This is a genomic window from Paraburkholderia graminis C4D1M, assembly GCF_000172415.1.
Classification (GTDB): domain Bacteria; phylum Pseudomonadota; class Gammaproteobacteria; order Burkholderiales; family Burkholderiaceae; genus Paraburkholderia; species Paraburkholderia graminis.
On sequence record NZ_ABLD01000001.1, the window covers coordinates 138,908 to 156,951 of the forward strand.

Annotated in this window: 18 protein-coding genes; 13 read left to right on the forward strand and 5 right to left on the reverse strand. The window is 61.8% G+C overall.

The features are described 5' to 3' along the window. The first annotated feature begins 13 nt into the window (after positions 1-13). Genes BGRAMDRAFT_RS00660 through BGRAMDRAFT_RS00670 form a run of 3 tightly spaced genes read left to right on the forward strand, consistent with a single transcriptional unit; the run spans position 14 to position 3,394 of the window. Entirely contained in the window at positions 14-1,342 is a 1,329-nt protein-coding gene (locus tag BGRAMDRAFT_RS00660) for an MFS transporter (RefSeq protein WP_006046683.1), read from the forward strand. A 48-nt stretch (positions 1,343-1,390) separates the two neighbouring features. Next, a complete protein-coding gene (gene rhmD / locus BGRAMDRAFT_RS00665) occupies positions 1,391-2,569 on the forward strand; it encodes an L-rhamnonate dehydratase (RefSeq protein WP_006046684.1) in 1,179 nt (392 codons plus the stop codon). Positions 2,570-2,611: 42 nt separating this feature from the next. After that, positions 2,612-3,394, forward strand: coding sequence for an SDR family NAD(P)-dependent oxidoreductase (locus BGRAMDRAFT_RS00670; protein ID WP_006046685.1), 783 nt, complete (start codon positions 2,612-2,614; stop codon positions 3,392-3,394). 15 nt (positions 3,395-3,409) lie between these two features. Here the strand turns inward: BGRAMDRAFT_RS00670 and BGRAMDRAFT_RS00675 are convergent, their stop codons facing one another. Then, a complete protein-coding gene (locus BGRAMDRAFT_RS00675) occupies positions 3,410-4,405 on the reverse strand; it encodes a LysR family transcriptional regulator (RefSeq protein WP_006046686.1) in 996 nt (331 codons plus the stop codon). Positions 4,406-4,543: 138 nt separating this feature from the next. Here BGRAMDRAFT_RS00675 and BGRAMDRAFT_RS00680 point away from each other — a divergent pair, with 138 nt between their 5' ends. From BGRAMDRAFT_RS00680 to rhaS, 6 genes are all read left to right on the forward strand, one after another. Then, positions 4,544-4,867 carry an L-rhamnose mutarotase gene (locus BGRAMDRAFT_RS00680; protein ID WP_006046687.1) on the forward strand — a complete coding sequence of 108 codons (324 nt, stop codon included), beginning with the start codon at positions 4,544-4,546 and terminating at the stop codon, positions 4,865-4,867. Positions 4,868-4,904: 37 nt separating this feature from the next. Beyond that, positions 4,905-5,798, forward strand: coding sequence for an amidohydrolase family protein (locus tag BGRAMDRAFT_RS00685; protein WP_006046688.1), 894 nt, complete (start codon positions 4,905-4,907; stop codon positions 5,796-5,798). A 56-nt stretch (positions 5,799-5,854) separates the two neighbouring features. After that, a complete protein-coding gene (locus BGRAMDRAFT_RS00690) occupies positions 5,855-7,384 on the forward strand; it encodes a sugar ABC transporter ATP-binding protein (protein WP_006046689.1) in 1,530 nt (509 codons plus the stop codon). Next, positions 7,381-8,445 carry an ABC transporter permease gene (locus BGRAMDRAFT_RS00695; protein WP_006046690.1) on the forward strand — a complete coding sequence of 355 codons (1,065 nt, stop codon included), beginning with the start codon at positions 7,381-7,383 and terminating at the stop codon, positions 8,443-8,445. Before BGRAMDRAFT_RS00690 ends, BGRAMDRAFT_RS00695 begins: the two co-directional genes overlap by 4 nt. After that, on the forward strand, positions 8,438-9,454 hold the full coding sequence (locus BGRAMDRAFT_RS00700) for an ABC transporter permease (protein ID WP_006046691.1): 1,017 nt from the start codon (positions 8,438-8,440) through the stop codon (positions 9,452-9,454). The genes BGRAMDRAFT_RS00695 and BGRAMDRAFT_RS00700 overlap by 8 nt, the downstream gene beginning before the upstream one ends. A 65-nt stretch (positions 9,455-9,519) precedes the next feature. Next, positions 9,520-10,527, forward strand: coding sequence for a rhamnose ABC transporter substrate-binding protein (gene rhaS / locus BGRAMDRAFT_RS00705; RefSeq protein ID WP_006046692.1), 1,008 nt, complete (start codon positions 9,520-9,522; stop codon positions 10,525-10,527). Positions 10,528-10,597: 70 nt separating this feature from the next. On the opposite strand, the gene BGRAMDRAFT_RS00710 is transcribed toward rhaS, so the two are convergent. The 4 genes from BGRAMDRAFT_RS00710 to BGRAMDRAFT_RS34340 all read right to left on the reverse strand — a co-directional run bounded on the left by BGRAMDRAFT_RS00710 (position 10,598) and on the right by BGRAMDRAFT_RS34340 (position 14,344). Then, positions 10,598-11,785, reverse strand: a complete 1,188-nt coding sequence (locus BGRAMDRAFT_RS00710; RefSeq protein WP_006046693.1) for a permease — start codon at positions 11,783-11,785, stop codon at positions 10,598-10,600. Between the two features lie 33 nt (positions 11,786-11,818). Beyond that, on the reverse strand, positions 11,819-13,219 hold the full coding sequence (locus tag BGRAMDRAFT_RS00715; protein WP_006046694.1) for a heavy metal sensor histidine kinase: 1,401 nt from the start codon (positions 13,217-13,219) through the stop codon (positions 11,819-11,821). Continuing rightward, entirely contained in the window at positions 13,216-13,887 is a 672-nt protein-coding gene (locus BGRAMDRAFT_RS00720; protein ID WP_006046695.1) for a heavy metal response regulator transcription factor, read from the reverse strand. The genes BGRAMDRAFT_RS00715 and BGRAMDRAFT_RS00720 overlap by 4 nt, the downstream gene beginning before the upstream one ends. A 232-nt stretch (positions 13,888-14,119) precedes the next feature. After that, positions 14,120-14,344: a hypothetical protein gene (locus tag BGRAMDRAFT_RS34340; RefSeq protein ID WP_157140563.1), complete on the reverse strand. Its 225-nt coding sequence runs from the start codon at positions 14,342-14,344 to the stop codon at positions 14,120-14,122. 264 nt (positions 14,345-14,608) lie between these two features. Here BGRAMDRAFT_RS34340 and BGRAMDRAFT_RS00730 point away from each other — a divergent pair, with 264 nt between their 5' ends. The 4 genes from BGRAMDRAFT_RS00730 to BGRAMDRAFT_RS00745 all read left to right on the forward strand — a co-directional run bounded on the left by BGRAMDRAFT_RS00730 (position 14,609) and on the right by BGRAMDRAFT_RS00745 (position 18,029). After that, positions 14,609-14,893, forward strand: a complete 285-nt coding sequence (locus BGRAMDRAFT_RS00730) for a hypothetical protein (protein ID WP_006046698.1) — start codon at positions 14,609-14,611, stop codon at positions 14,891-14,893. Beyond that, positions 14,890-16,305, forward strand: coding sequence for a TolC family protein (locus tag BGRAMDRAFT_RS00735; RefSeq protein ID WP_006046699.1), 1,416 nt, complete (start codon positions 14,890-14,892; stop codon positions 16,303-16,305). The genes BGRAMDRAFT_RS00730 and BGRAMDRAFT_RS00735 overlap by 4 nt, the downstream gene beginning before the upstream one ends. Continuing rightward, entirely contained in the window at positions 16,302-17,603 is a 1,302-nt protein-coding gene (locus tag BGRAMDRAFT_RS00740; RefSeq protein ID WP_175130845.1) for a copper oxidase, read from the forward strand. Before BGRAMDRAFT_RS00735 ends, BGRAMDRAFT_RS00740 begins: the two co-directional genes overlap by 4 nt. A 66-nt stretch (positions 17,604-17,669) precedes the next feature. Then, the gene (locus tag BGRAMDRAFT_RS00745) at positions 17,670-18,029 is read left to right on the forward strand and encodes a copper-binding protein (RefSeq protein WP_006046701.1); all 360 of its coding nucleotides are present in this window, start codon (positions 17,670-17,672) and stop codon (positions 18,027-18,029) included. The last annotated feature ends 15 nt before the right edge of the window (positions 18,030-18,044 follow it).

Consider the following 18,044-nt stretch of genomic DNA (forward strand, 5'->3'; position numbering starts at 1 on the left):
CGAAGGAGATGACATGGACCCGCAAGCGAGCGCTTCGCTGGAGGCGATCACCAGCAAGGTCATGCGCCGGCTGCTGCCATTCCTGCTATTGATGTACGTGCTGGCATTTCTCGACCGCGCGAACATCGGCTTTGCGCAGAAGGCGCTGCAGCACGACACCGGGCTTTCGAACGCGGCCTTTGCGTTCGGCGCGGGCGTTTTCTTTGTCGGCTATGCATTGTTCGAGGTGCCAAGCAATTTGCTGCTGCATCGCGTCGGCGCGCGAGCATGGATGTGCCGCATCATGGTGACGTGGGGACTCGTCTCGGCGGCGATGTGCATGGCGCATACCGCGACGATGTTCTACACGCTGCGCTTTCTATTAGGCGTCGCAGAAGCAGGCTTCTTTCCCGGCGTCATTTATTACCTCGCACACTGGTTTCCGCAGCGTGCGCGTGCCCGCGCCGTCGGCATGTTCTATTTCGGCGCGCCGTTGGCGTTTATCTTCGGTGGCCCGTTGTCGGGCTCGCTGCTCGAACTGCATGGCGCGTTCGGCCTCGCGGGCTGGCAGTGGCTTTTTCTCGTCGAAGGCTTGCTCGCCACGCTCGTCGGCATATGGGCTTTCTGGTATCTCGACAATCGTCCCGAAGACGCACGCTGGCTCGATTCGCACGAACGCACGAGCTTGCGCGCGGCGCTCGATGAAGACGCGCGCGCAGCCTCGGCGCATGGACCGCATCGCATTCTCGCCGCGCTGGTGGATCGCCGCGTGTTGCTCCTGTCGCTCATCTATCTGCTGATTCAGATGAGCGTCTATGGCGTGATCTTTTATTTGCCGCAACAGGTCGCCGCTTTGCTTGGAACGACCGTGGGTTTTCACGTCGGACTCGTCGCGGCATTGCCGTGGTTGTGTGCGCTCGCCGTCACCTGGTACGTGCCGCGCCGCGCGGATCGGACGGGCGGGCATCGTCGCTGGGCTTCCGCGTTGCTCGTCATGGCGGGTCTCGGCATCGGCCTATCGGGGCTCGCGCATAACCCGGTCATCGGGCTCATTGCGCTGTGCTGCGCGGCAAGCGGTTTCATTGCCGCCCAGCCGCTGTTCTGGACATTCCCGACGCGCCTCCTGACCGGTGCCGCCGCCGCGGGCGGCATCGCGCTGATCAACTCGCTCGGCAGCCTCGGCGGTTTCATTGCGCCGAGCTTGCGCACCGCGGCCGAGCGCGCGTTTTCCTCGACATCGGCGGGACTGGTCGTGCTCGGCGCGTCCAGTCTGCTCGCTGCGCTGCTGATCGGCACGCTGTTGCGCCGCGACGGCGCGCAGCCTGCCGATTCATTTCACGACCTGCTGCATCGCGCCCGCTAGGCGCATTTCCGGCGACACCTTCGACGCCCATCACGGAGCCTCTCTCTCATGGCCATGCCCACAATCCGGCACGTGCGTGCCTTCATCGTCCGCGGCGGCGGAGCGGACTATCACGACCAACCCGGCGGACACTGGATCGACGATCACATCTCGACGCCGATGGCGCGTTATCCCGAGTACCGTCAGAGCCGCCAGTCGTTCGGCATCAATGTACTCGGCACGCTGGTTGTCGAAATAGAAGCGAGCGACGGCACAGTCGGCTTCGCGGTGACGACGGGCGGCGAGATCGGCGCATTCATCGTCGAAAAACATCTGGCGCGTTTTCTCGAAGGCCAGCTCGTGACCGACATCGAGAAGATGTGGGATCAGATGTACTACGCCACGCTTTATTACGGGCGCAAAGGCGTAGTGCTCAATACGATTTCCGGCGTCGATCTCGCGCTGTGGGATTTGCTCGCAAAAGTCCGCAAGGAGCCGGTGTATCAGCTATTGGGCGGCCCGGTGCGTGACGAACTGGTGTTCTATGCAACCGGCGCGCGTCCCGACCTCGCGAAAGAAATGGGCTTTATCGGCGGAAAACTGCCGTTGCAGCACGGTCCCGCCGAAGGCGAAGCGGGACTCAAGCTCAACCTCGAGAAACTTGCCGACATGCGCAGCCGCGTCGGCGACGACTTCTGGCTGATGTACGACTGCTGGATGAGTCTGGACGTGCCATATGCGACGCGGCTTGCGCATGCTGCGCACGAGTACGGACTGAAATGGATAGAAGAGTGCCTGTCGCCCGACGACTACTGGGGTTACGCCGAACTGCGGCGCAACGTGCCGCGCGGCATGATGGTGTCGACGGGAGAACATGAGGCGACGCGTTGGGGCTTTCGCATGCTGCTCGAGATGCAATGCTGCGATCTGATTCAGCCGGACGTGGGCTGGTGCGGCGGCATTACCGAGCTCATCAAGATCTCGGCGCTGGCAGATGCGCATAACGTGATGGTGGTGCCGCATGGTTCGTCGGTGTATAGCTATCATTTCGTCGTCACGCGTCATAACTCGCCGTTCTCCGAGTTTCTGATGATGGCGCCCAAAGCCGATGAAGTCGTGCCGATGTTCACGCCGCTTCTGCTCGACGAACCGGTGCCCGTCAATGGACGTATGAAAGTGCCCGACACGCCGGGCTTCGGCGTGCGGCTCAATCCGGAATGCGCGCTGGTGCGGCCTTACCCGCGCTAATGCGCTGCGCTTCTTTCGATTCAATCAGCGAAGGAGAATGACGTGCTGCTCAAGGACAAGGTCGTGATCGTCACCGGCGGTTCGCGCGGCATCGGGCGCGCGATAGCCGTTGCGTGCGCAACGGAAGGCGCGGACGTCGCGATCAACTACTGGGGCGATAACGACGCGTCGTACGGACGCCGCTCGGCCGTCGCCGAAGTGGTCGAGGAAATCGAGGCGCTCGGGCGGCGCGTGATCGCTATTGAAGGCAATGTCGCCGCGCGCGAGACAGGGCAGCAACTGGTGCGCGAAACCGTGCAGGCATTCGGCAAGGTGGACGTGCTCGCGAGTAACGCGGGCATCTGCCCGTTCCATGCGTTTCTCGACATGCCGGCGGAAGTACTCGAGTCCACCGTCGCGGTGAATCTGAACGGCGCGTTCTACGTCACGCAAGCCGCGGCGCAGCAAATGAAAGCGCAGGGCACGGGCGGCGCGATTGTCGCGACCAGTTCGATCAGCGCGCTCGTCGGCGGCGGCATGCAGACGCATTACACGCCGACCAAGGCCGGCGTTCACTCGCTGATGCAGTCGTGCGCGGTTGCATTGGGACCGTATGGCATCCGCTGCAACTCGGTGATGCCAGGCACGATCGCGACGGACCTCAACGCGGACGACCTCGCCGACGAAGCGAAGAAAGCCTACTTCGAAAAGCGCATTCCGCTCGGGCGCCTGGGCCGTCCCGACGATGTGGCGGATTGCGTGGTGTTTCTCGCGTCCGACCGTGCGCGCTATGTGACGGGGGCGGCGTTGCTCGTCGACGGCGGGCTGTTCGTCAATCTGCAATGACGCGCGATGCCGATTTCAGCTAACCGGTGCGGAAGCATTCGCGGCCAGCGTGGACGTGGTGCCGCCATCGCGTGTGAGGCGCCGCGAGAAACCGCGCAACAGTTCGATGAAGCGCAGCGCCGGCTCGGCGAGCGGTTCTTCCTTGCGCGTGAGAATGCCGAAACCCGCAAGGCTCTTGCCGATTTCGAGCGGCAATGCGACCAGCAGTTTGCCGCGCAGGTGATCGCGCACGACCGACTCCGGCAGCATCGCGACCGCATCGTAGTTCTCGAGCAATTGCAGCGTCGCGAAGATCGACGCGCATTCGGTGAGATTGACCGGCGTCGCGAGCCCCGCACGCGCGAGTTCTTCCTCGAACAGCACGCGCGCCGGGCTGCTGACAGGCTGCGCAACCCACGGCCAGTCGATGAGTTCGCGCAACGTGATGCGCGCGCGGCTCGCGAGCGGATGTACGGAGCGCACCACGAGCATCAAGGTTTCGCGCGCGAGCGGCTCGAAACTGAAATCGTTGTGTTGCAAGGGACTCGTCAGCCGTCCAAGCGCGAGATCGACTTCGCGGCGATGCAGCAACTGCACGACCTGGTCGCTGGTTTCGCCGAGTATGCGCACGTTGAGCAAGGGGCTTTCGGTTTTGAGCGCGGCCACCGCCATCGCCATCAGATCGGGCGCGGCGCCCATGATCGCGCCGACCGTCAACTGGCCGTGTCCGCCGCGGCGCTTGACTTCGAGGTCTTCGGCGAAACGCGTGAGTTCGGCGAGCGCGCGCCGCGCGTAGGCCAGCGTGACGACGCCGAGCGGCGTGGGCGTCATGCCGCGCGCATTGCGCTCGAACAGCAGAAAGCCGAACGCTTCCTCGATGTCGCCGAGCATGCGGCTCGCGCTCGGCTGCGCGACGTTGACGGCTTCGGCGGCCTGATGGAGATTGCGCGCGTCGTCGAGCGCGACGAGCAGCGCGAGGTGCTTGAACTTGAGCCGATTGACGAGTGCGACGGTTGCTGAGAGTTGGCTCATGATCCCGGTGCGATTCGGATTGTGGATCGCCCAATCCCAACAACGGATTGAGATGCTATCGACGCTCGAATTATAGTCTTTGCAGGCGCTTCGCCGCGAAAGCGCCCATAACGAACAGACAACGAAGAGACAGCCGCAATGGAGACAATCGCTTTCCGGATGGTGCTCAACCCCGGCATGCGCGAGGAATACGAGCGCCGGCACGCACAGATCTGGCCGGAACTGGTTGACGCATTGCACAACGCCGGCGTGCGCGAGTACCGCATCTTCTTCGATCCCGGCACCGATCATCTTTTCGCGGTGCTCACGCGCACCACGCATCACACGATGGACGCGCTTCCCGAACTCGAAGTCATGCGCAAATGGTGGGACTACATGGCCGACATCATGCATACCGCCGCGGACCACACGCCGCTTCAGCAGCCGCTCGAACAGGTGTTTCGTCTGAGTTCGCTCAGCTAATTGATTGCTTGCCACGCTATAAAGACGGAGGCATCGCATGCAGGTTGTCGATTCGCATATCCACCTGTGGGATCTGAAGACGCACCGTTACCCTTGGCTGGAAAATCCGGGCGTGTCGTTCGTCGGCGACGCGCGCGCTCTGAAGCACGACTATCTGCTCGATAACCTGCTAGCAGAAGCGGGCGACATCGATGTGAAAAAGCTCGTGCACGTTGAAGCGAATCACGATCCCGCCTATCCCGTCGAGGAAACGCGCTGGCTGCAAGGCATTGCGGATCGCGCCGAATCGCGCGGCATGCCGAACGCGATCGTCGCCGCCGTCGATCTCGCTTCGCCGAATGCGCCCGCGGTGCTCGAAGCGCATGCGTCGTTTGCGAATACGCGCGGCGTGCGGCAGATTCTCAATGTGCACGAGAACAGATTGTTCGATTATGTCGGCCGCCATTTCATGCGCGAGCCGCAGTGGCGCGAGAACTTTGCGTTGCTGCGCCGTCACGGCATGTCGTTCGATTTGCAGTTGTATCCGTCGCAAATGGAAGAGGCCGCCGCTCTGGCGCGCGCGCATGCCGACACGCTGTTCGCTGTCAATCATGCGGGCATGTTCGTGGACCGAAGCAGCGTCGCCGGTTATCGCGCGTGGCGCGACGGCCTGCGCATGCTCGCCGGTTGCAGCAACGTGTACGTGAAAATCAGCGGGCTCGCGATGTTCGATCATCAATGGACCGTGGAAAGCCTGCGGCCCTATGTGCTCGAGACAATCGACGCGTTCGGTGCCGAGCGCGCGATGTTCGCGTCGAACTTCCCCGTCGACCGTTTGTTCGGGTCGTATACGGATTTGTGGCATGCGTATGCCGCGATTGTGGAAGGCGCGAGTGTCGCGGAGAAAGAGGCGCTCTTTTGCGGCAACGCGGAGCGCTTCTATCGGATCTGAAAAACCGCGGCAAAAAAACAAAAGCGCCCGATAAACGCAAACGAAGGAGACACGCAGTGCAGCAACCCTCAACCGCTCAGCCGAGGCTCGAATTGCGGCATGCGAGCAAATCGTTCGGGCGCGTGCGCGCACTGTCCGACGGCGATCTCGTGCTGTGGCCCGGCGAAGTGCATGCGCTGCTCGGCGAGAACGGCGCGGGCAAGTCGACGCTCGTGAAGATTCTCGCAGGCGTGCATCAGCCCGATAGCGGCGAGATGCTCGTCGACGGCACGCCGCGCCGCTTTGCGACGCCCGCCGAAGCGCGCGATGCCGGACTCGCCGTGATCTACCAGGAGCCGACGCTGTTCTTCGACCTGTCGATTGCGGAAAACATCTTCATGGGACGGCAGCCCGTGGACCGCATCGGCCGCATTCAGTACGACGCGATGCGCCGCGAAGTGGACGGCCTGCTCGCGTCGCTCGGCGTCGATCTGCGTGCCGATCAACTGGTGCGCGGTTTGTCGATTGCGGATCAGCAGGTGATTGAAATTGCCAAGGCGTTGTCGCTGAACGCGAACGTGCTGATCATGGACGAACCGACCGCCGCGTTGTCGCTGCCCGAAGTCGAACGGCTCTTTGCAATCGTGCGCAAGCTGCGCGAGCGGGACGTGGCGATTCTTTTCATCACGCACCGGCTCGACGAGGTGTTCGCGCTGACGCAGCGCGTCACCATCATGCGCGACGGCGCGAAGGTGTTCGACGGCCTCACCGCCGATCTGAACACCGACGCTATCGTGGCAAAAATGGTCGGCCGCGATCTGGAAACGTTCTATCCGAAAGCGGAGCGGCCGCCCGGCGAAGTGCGTCTGTCGGTTCGCGGTCTCACGCGCGTCGGCGTTTTCAAGGACATTTCGTTCGATGTCCGCGCGGGCGAGATCGTCGCGCTCGCGGGTCTCGTCGGTGCCGGGCGCAGCGAAGTCGCGCGCGCGATCTTCGGTATCGATCCGCTGGATGCCGGCGAAATCCTGGTCGGCGGCAAGCGCCTTGCCGCAGGCAACGCAGCCGCCGCGGTGCGCGCGGGACTCGCGCTCGTGCCCGAAGACAGACGCCAGCAAGGGCTCGCGCTGGAGCTGAGCATCACGCGCAATGCGTCGATGACGGTGCTCGGCCGGCTCGTCAGACACGGTCTCATCACGACGCGCAGCGAGACGCAGCTTGCGAACAAGTGGGGCACGCGGCTGCGTCTGAAAGCAGGCGATCCGCATGCGCCAGTGGGCACGTTATCGGGCGGCAATCAGCAGAAGGTGGTGCTCGGCAAGTGGCTGGCAACGGGCCCGAAAGTGCTGATCATCGACGAACCCACGCGCGGTATCGACGTCGGCGCAAAAGCCGAGGTATATGGCGCGCTTGCCGAACTCGTGCAGGACGGCATGGCGGTGCTGATGATTTCGAGCGAATTGCCTGAAGTACTCGGCATGGCCGACCGCGTGCTGGTGATGCACGAAGGACGCATCAGCGCGGAGATCGCGCGCGCCGAGGCCGACGAGGAACGCATCATGGCTGCGGCGCTTGGACAACCCATTCCACCGCTGGGACGGGCCGCATGATGCGCCACTCATCGACTCATGCCGCGCCGGTGCAGACGCCGCCGCCATCTTCGAAGCGCTCGGCGAGTACGCCAGGCGGCTTCGCTGCGAGCCTCGCGAAGAGCCGCGAGACGACGCTCTTCGTCGTGCTGATTCTGCTGATCGTGGGCACCGCGCTCGCGAGGCCGCAGTTCCTGAACTTGCAGAATCTGCGTGACGTGCTGCTCAACGTGTCGATCATCAGCCTGCTGACCGCGGGTATGACCGTGGTGATCCTGATGCGTCATATCGACCTGTCGGTGGGCTCGACGGTCGGCATCAGCGCGTATGCAGTGGGCAGCCTCTACGTTGCGTTTCCGCAGATGCCGGTAATCGTCGCGCTCGCGGCGGGACTCGCGATTGGCCTCGTCGCGGGCGGCATCAACGCGTTGCTCGTGGCGGTGGGCCGCGTGCCGTCGCTCGTCGCGACGCTCTCGACGCTTTACATTTTTCGCGGCGCCGATTACGCGTGGGTGCATGGCGGGCAGATCAACGCAACGAGCTTGCCCGAAGCGTATTCGCGCCTTGCCACAGGCACTTTCTTCGGCATACCGACGCTCGCGCTGATCGCCGCCGTCGTGCTGCTCGCGCTCGCGATCTACCTCAAGCAGTTTCGCGGCGGACGCGAGCACTATGCGATCGGCTCGAATCCTGAAGCGGCGCGTCTTGCCGGTGTGAATGTCGAGCGGCGCGTGATGGCGGGCTTTCTGCTGTCCGGCGCGATTGCCGGCTTTGCGGGCGCATTGTGGCTCGCGCGCTTCGGCACCGTCGATGCGAGCACCGCGAAGGGCATCGAACTGCAAGTGGTGGCGGCGGCCGTGGTCGGCAGCGTGGCCATTACAGGCGGCGTCGGCACGATACTCGGTGCAACGTTGGGCGCGCTCGTGCTCGGCGTGATCAGCATTGCGCTTGTCGTGCTGCACGTTTCGCCGTTCTGGGAGCAGGCGATCGAAGGCGCGCTGATCGTCGCCGCGATCACCGCCGATACCTTGCTGGCCCGCTCCGTCGCCAAACGCATGATGAGGAAACGCGATCATGGCTAAACCCGATTCCGCGCTGCTCACGCGCAAACGCGAAACGCCGCTGCAATGGGAAGCGCTGCTGGTGATCGTGCTGATACTGTCGCTTGCACTCGGACGCATGCTGTCGCCCGTCTTCCTGACCGGCGCAAATCTGAGCAACGTGCTGGCCGATCTCACCGAGATCGCGTTGATGGCGCTGCCGATGACGCTGATTATCGTCGCCGCTGAAATCGATCTGTCGGTGGCTTCGGTGCTCGGTGCATCGAGCGCATTGATGGGCGTGCTGTGGCATATGGGCTTGCCGATGCCGGTCGTGATCGCGCTCGTGCTGGTCGCGGGCGCGGTCGCCGGGCTGCTCAACGGCCTCGTGATCGTGAAGCTGAACCTGCCGTCGCTCGCGGTCACGATCGGCACGCTCGCGCTGTTTCGCGGGCTCGCGTATGTGCTGCTCGGCGATCAGGCCGTCGCCGATTTTCCGCCTGCTTATACGGCGTTCGGCATGGACACGCTCGGCGCGACTTTCATCCCGTTGCCGTTTGCGATCGTGATCGTCGGCGCCGTGCTGTTTACGGTGCTGCTGCAGGCTACCGCGTTTGGCCGCAGCCTCTATGCGATAGGCGCGAATCCGACCGCGGCCGCGTTCTCCGGCATCGAGGTCGCGAAGATCAGGCTGCGTCTGTTCGTGCTGTCGGGTTTGATGAGCGCGCTGGCCGGTGTGGTCTACACGCTGCGCTTCACGAGCGCGCGCGGCGATAACGGCGAAGGCTTCGAGTTGTCGGTGATTGCTGCCGTGCTGTTCGGCGGCGTGAGCATTTTCGGCGGACGCGGCTCGATGATCGGCGTGCTGCTGTCGCTGCTGATTATCGGCGTGCTGAAAAACGCGTTGACGCTCGACGACGTGTCCAGCGAGACGCTCACCATCGTCACCGGCGTGCTGCTGCTTGCATCGGTGCTGATACCGAATCTGGTTGCGCGCTGGCGCGCGGCACGCGACCGGCGGTTCATCGCGAAGTCGGTTTCTTCCCCGTAACGTGACCATTGCTTGACCACCAAACCCGGACATCACCACGTCCAACAACAAGCAGGAGACACTTCATGTTCAAACCTCTTCGTCACACCGGCGCGGCCGCGCTGTGCGTCGCGTTGCTCGCGATCAGTTGCGCGGCGCCCGCTGCGGGCCTGAAAAGCGGCCTGAAAATAGCGTTTCTGCCGAAGCAGATCAACAACCCGTATGAAGTGATCGCCGACGACGGCGGCCTCGCCGCGATCAAGGAGTTCGGCGGCGTGGGCAAGGTGGTGGGTCCGTCGGATGCGGGCGCGTCGTCGCAGGTGCAATACATCAATACGCTGATCACGCAGCGTCAGGACGCGATTGTGATCGCCGCCAACGACGCAAACGCGGTCGTCCCGTATCTGAAGAAGGCGATGTCGCAAGGCATCAAAGTCGTCACGTTCGATTCAGACACGGCGCCTGAAGGTCGTCAATTGTTCGTCAATCAGGCGAACGCGGAAGGCATCGGCCGCGGCCAGATTCAACTCGTGTCGAAGCTGATAGGCGGTGAGGGCGAATTCGCGGTGCTGTCGGCCACGCCGAATGCGACCAATCAGAATACGTGGATCAAGTGGATGCAGGAGGAACTGAAGAAGCCCGAGTATTCGAAGATCAAGCTCGTCAAGATCGCGTACGGCAACGACGACGACCAGAAGTCGTTCGTCGAGACACAGGGTTTGTTGCAGGCGTATCCGAACCTGAAGGCGATCGTCGCGCCGACCACGGTGGGCATCGCTGCGGCGGCGCGTTATATCTCGTCGTCGTCGAGCAAGGGCAAGGTGGCGGTGACCGGTCTCGGCACGCCGAACCAGATGCGCGCGTTCGTGAAGAACGGCACCGTGAAGGCTTTCCAGTTGTGGGACCCGAACCAGTTGGGCTATCTCGCCGGCTATGCGGCCGCGGCGCTCGCGTCGGGCACGATCAGCGGCAAGGAGGGCGAGTCGTTCGATGCGGGCAAACTCGGCAAGCGCACCATCGGCCCGCAAGGCGAGATCATTCTCGGACCGCCGACTACATTCGATGCCGGCAATATCGACAACTTCAATTTCTAGAGCGGTCGAGCACGACGCGATAGATTCGTGGATCAGAGCAGAGAACGCCCCGCTGGGCGCTCTCTGAAGGTCATTCCGAGCGACCGTGATGGTGCTGATGGCCGTAATGGTCCGCATGATGGTGCTCACCGCCCTCCATCATGCGCATCATCTCAGGCCCGCCGGTTTTAAAAAAGATCACCGTCAACACAACAGCCACAATCCCAAAGACGATATTCAGTACCGTCGTATAGTTGAAGGTAATCGCTGCATCCACGACAGCCGTATGCCGCTCGTGTGGAACCCAGCCTAGCGCCTGGAACAGTCCTTCCACAACGAGTGCCGCCGACACCATCGCAAGGTAGAACGTCACGGCGAGAAAAGCGGTCATTCGCCCGCCATAGTACTTTCTGTAGATATTCAGAATGGGCAGGATGATGAGATCGCCAAAAATGAAAGACGCGACGCCGCCGAAACTGATGCCGCCATTCCACAGCACTGCTGCAAGCGGCACGTTGCCTACGGAACACGTGAACGACGCGACGGCAATGAGCGGTCCGACAAACGCGCCCCAGATCATCGCGGCCGTGGGATGGCTGACGAGAAAGAACTTCTGCCAGAAGCTATCGGGCACCCATGCGCCCAAAGCTCCCGCGACGAGTAAGCCAACGCCGATGTCGCGCCACAACATCGCCCAGTTCATCGCATAGCTGTGACTGATCGCTATCCATCCCTCTCTGGACGACAGGCGTTCTTTCCAGGTGCCTTGCTGTTCGCTCATCGACATCGCCGCATGGCCTTCCATACTGCCGGCAATACCTTTGTCCGCCTGCTCGATCGCGTCGCGCTTGAGCGAGTCTTTAAGAAAGAAACGGAAGAAGAGCACCATAACGACAATCATGATCGGGCCGCCGATAAACTCAGCGGCGGCGAATTGCCACGAAATGAGTACCCACATCAAAACGCCGAGTTCAAGCACCAGATTGGTTGCGGCGAACTGGAACGCCATTGCGGCGGTAAAGTCGCCGCCCTTGCGCACAATAGAGCGGGCCATCGCAACTGCCGCATAAGAACACGAGGACGACGCGGCGCCTAACAGCGCGGAGACGGTCAGCGTTTTGGCCGATGAATCGGGCAGAAGCTTCGACATCTCGGACTTGGAGACGATGACTTCAATCACGGCAGAGAAGAGAAAGCCGAGACTGAGGCCCCAGAAGATTTGCCACAGCATGGTGAAAGCCATCCATAGCGCGTGACCGAGAGCAGTAACTATCTGCATCGCAACCTCCTGCCTGGAAAACTTCTGAACTGGCTATACGTCGACCGGACGCGGAAAGTACAACGTGAAAGTGGTGCGCTCGTCATTGCTCGCGACCTCGACTTTGCCACGATGCAATTCCATGATCGATTTGACGATAGCAAGGCCGAGACCCGCATTTCGCGCCGAACGGTGCCGTGACGCGTCGACGCGATAGAAACGTTCGAAAATCCGCTCGACGTGTTCCGGCGCAATCGCATGCCCCCGGTTGGTTACTTCGACGACCGAGTACTTCGGCGATTCGAACGAGCGCAACTCGACGCAAGAGCCCGCAAAAGCATGGTCGAGTGCGTTGGACATCAGGTTGCTGACAGCGCGCCGGAACAGCGTCGCATCCGCGGATAATTGTGCATTTCCATCCACGGCGAGATTCACGCCGGCTTCTTCCGCGAGGCCCTGAAAATACGATGCGAGCCTACTCAATTCGCTCGTCGCGTCCAGCTTGACCACGTGAATAAGCTGCTGCGCGTTTTCATTGCGCGCGAGAAACAGCATGTTCTCGATCATCCGCTGAAGCCGCTCGCACTCTTCGATATTCGAGTCGATCAGTGCTTCGTATTCGTCGATGGTTCTCGTGCGAGACAGCGTGACCTGCGACGAGCTGATGACATTGGCGAGCGGTGTTCGCATGTCGTGTGCGAGGTCGGATGAGAACTGCGACAGACGCACGAATGCGCGTTCCAGCCGGTCGAGCATCCGGTTGACCGATAGCGCAATAGCCTGAAGCTCGACGGGTCCGCCGTGTATATCGAGCCGCTCGCTCAGATTGTGCGCCTCGATGCGTGAAGTCTGACGGCCGATGCTTTTTACCGGCGAAAGTCCTCGCCGCGTGACGGCATAGCCGACCGTGCCGACTAGCGCGGCGCCGAGCGCGACGGCAATCAGCACGTCGACGCGATAGCTGTTGAGAAGCGATTGCCGGTCGGAGGCGGCGCGCACCAGCACCACACGCACGGTTTCATGCGACGGCAGCGTTGCCGCGGAGAAGATGCATCGCGATGAACCTATTGACGCGATCTCGCAGGTGAACGGACTGCCGGCGGCGTGCTTGCCGGAAAACGCAGCCGCAAGATCAAGATGTTCCTGGCCAACGTGCTCTACCAGCACGCGATTCTGCGCGTCGAAAATGCCGAGATAGACGCCGGGATGCGACAGCAGCACTTCATGGAAAATTGCCGGCGCCGCTTTAACGGCGTCGATCGATCCGGCATCGCGCACGAGCTGCTGAAACTGGGCGAGCTTGCCGATGATCTCAATGTCGTCGCGCCGCTGCAATTCCTGCGACAGCGAGCGATAAAGGAATGCACCCATGAGCGCAAATACGATAAGCGCCGCTACCGCGAATGCAGCGGTCAATCGCTTGAGAAGCGAATAGGGAACCTTCCTCGCGGTCACGAACGGTCCTCGAGTACGTAGCCCATTCCACGGACCGTGTGCAACAGCTTCGTCTCGAACGAGTTGTCGATTTTTGCACGCAGGCGTTTGACGGCGGCATCGACCACGTTGGTATCGCTGTCGAAATTCATGTCCCAGATCTGCGACGTGATGAAGGTGCGCGTTAGTACTTCGCCCTGCCTTTCGGCTAGCAACTGCAATAGCGAGAACTCCTGCGCTGTCAGGTCGATGCGCAGATCGCCGCGCTTCACCCGTCGCTTGATGAAGTCGACTTCCATGTCGGCGATGCGCAGCACGTCCTTGACCGCGCGCGGCGCCCGCCGCAGCAGCGAACGGATTCGGGCGAGGAACTCGGCGTAGGCGAAAGGCTTGGACAGATAATCGTCCGCGCCCAACTCGAGACCTTCGACTTTGTCCGCGACCGTGTCGCGCGCGGTCAGCAGAAGAACCGGCGTCTGCTTCTCCTTACGCAGCCGCCGAAGCAACTCGAAGCCGTCTATTCCGGGAAGCATCACGTCGAGTACGATCAGATCGAATTCCTCGTGCAACGCGAGGAACAGACCGTTGACGCCGTTGTCGGCAGTGTCCACCGTAAAGCTGGCCTCAACCAGTCCCTTCCTGAGATAGGCGGCCATCTTCGGCTCGTCTTCGATAATGAGTATGCGCATCGGTCAACGGTTCATCTTTTCGCGGAAGGAGGGAGTGTGGTCAGCTTAGACATGGCTCGGCAGTCGTGAGATGACGGGAGCATGACATTTTTTTCATCTTCGCGAGCATGAAAAATCAGTCATCTCGTGGCCATCGCGGCGTCAGAAGGCCCGTAGTAAGCTTTGGTCCTGAGCGTCGGCCGTGCCGTTACGCGTTGACACGTTTCAGCTTACAACCGCCCAAAATCGCGTGCTAGACTCCGGCCCCATGTACTACTGGCGCAAACTCTTCATCGTCGTTCTGCTTGCACTGAGCCTTCCGGCTCAGTCGTTCGCGGCCGTCGCGATGAAATGTGGCGTCGGCCAGGCGCATCATCATAGTGCGCATGTTGCGCCGGAAGGCGGCGAGCATCATGCAGCCATGTCCGGTGCAGAGCATCTTCACGCAAGCGGCGATCATCACCACGATGGTCATCAAGCGCACGCGTGCGCAACCTGCGCATCGTGCTGTTCCGGTGCAGTCATGCTGTTCGTGCCGATCCTGCCGCCCACGGCTGAAACCGCTCACTTCTTCTTGTCCCCGTCTTCTTCCGCGCCCGTCGTGTCGTTCCTGACGGGCGGCATTGAACGACCTCCCCGCTCGATTCTCGTCTAGTCCGCGCCCTCGCAGCCGTTCGCTGCAACGGGCATGTTCCTGGAGACCGGCAACCGGCCTCCGGATGATTCACGACGAGAACAACTCATGCGAAAAATTTCTGTGGCGCTGCTTGGCGCGGCCGCGGCGTTGCCGCTGCTCGCGCACGCCGCGACGACCTTGCCGGACCCGGCCGATGCGGGAGCGTCGGTGCCGCCGCCTGCAACGTCGTCGGCATTCGACGGTTACAAGCCCTGGCACGATGGAGAAGCGCCGAGCTGGCAACAGCTCAATCGCGAAGTGGCACCGAGCCGGGCAGCGACCGGTGCGAAACACGCGAAACACGGGCAGCACGCGAATGCGGCATCCGAGCATGGAGGCGACTCCAAATGATGCGTCACCTCGCGCAGACCCGCGTCGCGTGCATCGCCGTCGCGGCGATTCTGCTCGCCGGCTGCACAACGTTTTCAAACGACGGCGGCTTCGGCGCCGTATCGACGACTGCATCGCAGCGGCTCGGCAAGGACGCGGTCTATGTGAAGACCGACGAAGACCGCGAAGCCGTTTTCAAGCGCACGCGGGAACTCCTGTCAAAGCCGCTCGACATGGACGACGCGGTGCAACTCGCGCTGCTGAACAACCGCGGGCTTCAGGCGGCTTACGGAGAACTGGGCGTCTCGGAGGCCGACCTCGTGCAGGCGGGCCGTCTGCCGAATCCGGGCTTCACGTTCAGCAGAACGCACTGGAGCGATGGATTCGGCATTAGCCGTACTTTCTCGATGGGCGTGCTCGGTCTGCTTACGCTGCCTTTGGCGACACGCGTCGAAGGCCGGCGGTTCGAGCAGACGAAGCTCGAGACGGCCAATGCGATGCTTGCCGTGGCCGCCGACGCCCGCAAGGCTTATGTGAACGCGGTCGCTGCGCAACAGGCTGCGCTCTACGCGGAGCAGGTCAAGGACTCGGCCGAAGCCGGCGCGGAACTCGCGCTGCGCATGCGCCAGGCAGGCAACTTCAGCAGACTCGACTACGCGCGCGAGCAGGCGTTCTATGCCGAGTCCGTCGCGCAACTCGCAAAGGGCCGGCAGCAATCAGTCATGGCGCGCGAGAAGCTCACGCGCGCGATCGGCTTATGGGGTTCGGGAACGCAATTCGAACTGCCCGACCGTCTGCCGGAACTGCCAAAGGAAAAGCCTCAACTCGACGATCTCGAGAGCTTTGCGATGCGAAATCGCCTGGACATTCAGGCCGCGAAGCTGAGAACGGAAAGCGTTGCCAGTTCTCTGGGACTGACGAAAGCAACGCGCTTCGTCAATGCACTCGACGTCGGTTATCTCAACAACTTCGAGACCGACAAGGGACATGAGCGCGGCTACGAAATCAGCGTCGAGATCCCGCTCTTCGATTGGGGCAGTGCAAAGACCGCACGCGCCGAAGCCATCTACATGCAATCGGCTAACCGGCTTGCACAGACGGCAATCGATGCACGCTCCGAAGTACGCGAGTCGTATTCCGCTTACGTCACGAGCTATGACGTCGCGAAGCATTACCGCGATGAAGTCGTGCCCGTGCGCAAGACCATCTCTGACGAAATGCTGCTGCGCTACAACGGCATGCTCGCGAGCGTGTTCGAACTGCTCGCCGATTCGCGCGATCAGGTCGCGGCCGTCAACGGATATATCGATGCGCTGAAAGATTACTGGGTTGCCGAGACGGACCTTCAGCAGTCGCTTGGTGGCCGTCTTCCGCCGCTTGCCGCGATGTCCGCAACTCAACCGGCGTCGCCGACGAATTCAGAAGGTAAATGAACATGGTGTCACGTCGAAATTTTCTTGGCGGCTCAGGCGCCGCGCTGCTCGGTGCAGCGCTGGTCAGCAAGGCGGGCGCGGCTTCGCTTCCAGAAGCGCCAACGATGCAAAAAACCGCCACGCAGCCGCCGCTCGTGCCGCCCAATGGCCGGCCTTATACGCCCGTTGCCACACTCAATGGCTGGACGCTGCCGTGGCGCATGAAAAACGGCTGGAAGGAGTTTCATCTGATCGCCGAGCCGGTCGTGCGCGAAATGGCGCCGGGCATGAAGGCGAATCTGTGGGGCTACAACGGCCAGGCGCCTGGCCCGACCATCGAGGCCGTGGAAGGCGACAAGGTCCGCATCTTCGTGACCAACAAGCTGCCGGAACACACGACCGTTCACTGGCACGGGATGCTGCTGCCGTGCGGAATGGACGGCGTCGGCGGTCTGACGCAACCGCATATTCCGCCTGGCAAGACATTCGTCTACGAGTTTCAGCTCGAGAAACACGGCACGTTCATGTATCACCCGCATGCCGACGAGATGGTGCAGATGGCGATGGGCATGATGGGCACGTTCATCGTTCATCCGAAGGATCGCGGCGTCATGCCGGTCGACCGCGACTTCGTGTTCCTGATGTCGGCCTACGACATCGACCCAGGAAGCTTCACGCCACGCCTGAACGAAATGACGGACTTCAACATGTGGACGTGGAATGCGCGCGTGTTTCCGGGCATCGATCCATTGCCCGTTCGCACCGGCGACCGGGTGCGCATTCGCTTCGGCAATCTGACGATGACCAATCATCCGATCCATCTTCACGGATACAGCTTCGAGGTGGCAGGAACCGATGGCGGATGGATTCCTCCGTCCGCGCGTTGGCCCGAAGTCACCGCCGACGTCGCGGTCGGGCAGATGCGCGCGATCGAGTTCACCGCTAACCGGCCCGGCGATTGGGCGTTTCATTGCCACAAGTCGCATCACACGATGAATGCAATGGGGCATCAGGTTCCCAACCTGATCGGCGTGCCGCAAAAAGATCTCGCGAAGCGCATCAACAAGCTGGTGCCGGACTACATGGCGATGGGCGCGACCGGCGGCGCGATGGGCAATATGGAAATGCCGTTACCGGACAACACGCTGCCGATGATGACGGGTACAGGCCCATTCGGCCCGCTGGAGATGGGCGGCATGTTCAGTGTCGTGAAAGTGCGCGACGGTCTCGGCCGCAACGATTATCGCGACCCCGGCTGGTTCAAACACCCGAAGGGAACCGTGGCGTACGAGTACACCGGCGAAATGCCGGATAGCTGATTTAGCCCGAAGCCGGCTCATTGGGCTCGGCCGGATTTTTTATCACTTTGACTGTTGAGGGAACGTATGAAGAACGTAGTGACTTTCATTGCAATGTGTTGTGCTGTTTCGGTTTCCGCGACCGCTTATGCAGCCGGCGATATGGGAAACATGAACATGGCGAGTGGCGCACAGCAAAGCGCGGACGTGAACGCGGACGCGAACAAAAGCATGTCGCATGGCGAAGTTAAAAAGGTGGATACCGCCGCGGGCAAACTCACCATCAAGCACGGTCCCCTGGAGAACCTTGGCATGGAAGCCATGACGATGGTTTTCAAGGTTAAAGACCCGGCCATGCTGTCTCAGGTGAACGTCGGCGACAAGATCGATTTCGTCGCCGAAGAAGTCGATGGCTCACTGACCGTGACGAGCCTGCAAAAGCAGTGACATGCAATGGGCGCC

Bases quoted from the DNA above. Each gene is read 5' to 3' on its own strand.
- rhaS (WP_006046692.1), top strand. From the start codon at position 9,520: ATGTTCAAACCTCTTCGTCACACCGGCGCGGCCGCGCTGTGCGTCGCG.
- BGRAMDRAFT_RS00675 (WP_006046686.1), bottom strand. From the start codon at position 4,405: ATGAGCCAACTCTCAGCAACCGTCGCACTCGTCAATCGGCTCAAGTTC.
- BGRAMDRAFT_RS00700 (WP_006046691.1), top strand. From the start codon at position 8,438: ATGGCTAAACCCGATTCCGCGCTGCTCACGCGCAAACGCGAAACGCCG.
- BGRAMDRAFT_RS00735 (WP_006046699.1), top strand. From the start codon at position 14,890: ATGATGCGTCACCTCGCGCAGACCCGCGTCGCGTGCATCGCCGTCGCG.
- BGRAMDRAFT_RS00730 (WP_006046698.1), top strand. From the start codon at position 14,609: ATGCGAAAAATTTCTGTGGCGCTGCTTGGCGCGGCCGCGGCGTTGCCG.
- rhmD (WP_006046684.1), top strand. From the start codon at position 1,391: ATGGCCATGCCCACAATCCGGCACGTGCGTGCCTTCATCGTCCGCGGC.
- BGRAMDRAFT_RS00745 (WP_006046701.1), top strand. From the start codon at position 17,670: ATGAAGAACGTAGTGACTTTCATTGCAATGTGTTGTGCTGTTTCGGTT.
- BGRAMDRAFT_RS00740 (WP_175130845.1), top strand. From the start codon at position 16,302: ATGAACATGGTGTCACGTCGAAATTTTCTTGGCGGCTCAGGCGCCGCG.
- BGRAMDRAFT_RS00680 (WP_006046687.1), top strand. From the start codon at position 4,544: ATGGAGACAATCGCTTTCCGGATGGTGCTCAACCCCGGCATGCGCGAG.
- BGRAMDRAFT_RS00660 (WP_006046683.1), top strand. From the start codon at position 14: ATGGACCCGCAAGCGAGCGCTTCGCTGGAGGCGATCACCAGCAAGGTC.
- BGRAMDRAFT_RS00695 (WP_006046690.1), top strand. From the start codon at position 7,381: ATGATGCGCCACTCATCGACTCATGCCGCGCCGGTGCAGACGCCGCCG.
- BGRAMDRAFT_RS00720 (WP_006046695.1), bottom strand. From the start codon at position 13,887: ATGCGCATACTCATTATCGAAGACGAGCCGAAGATGGCCGCCTATCTC.
- BGRAMDRAFT_RS00710 (WP_006046693.1), bottom strand. From the start codon at position 11,785: ATGCAGATAGTTACTGCTCTCGGTCACGCGCTATGGATGGCTTTCACC.
- BGRAMDRAFT_RS00685 (WP_006046688.1), top strand. From the start codon at position 4,905: ATGCAGGTTGTCGATTCGCATATCCACCTGTGGGATCTGAAGACGCAC.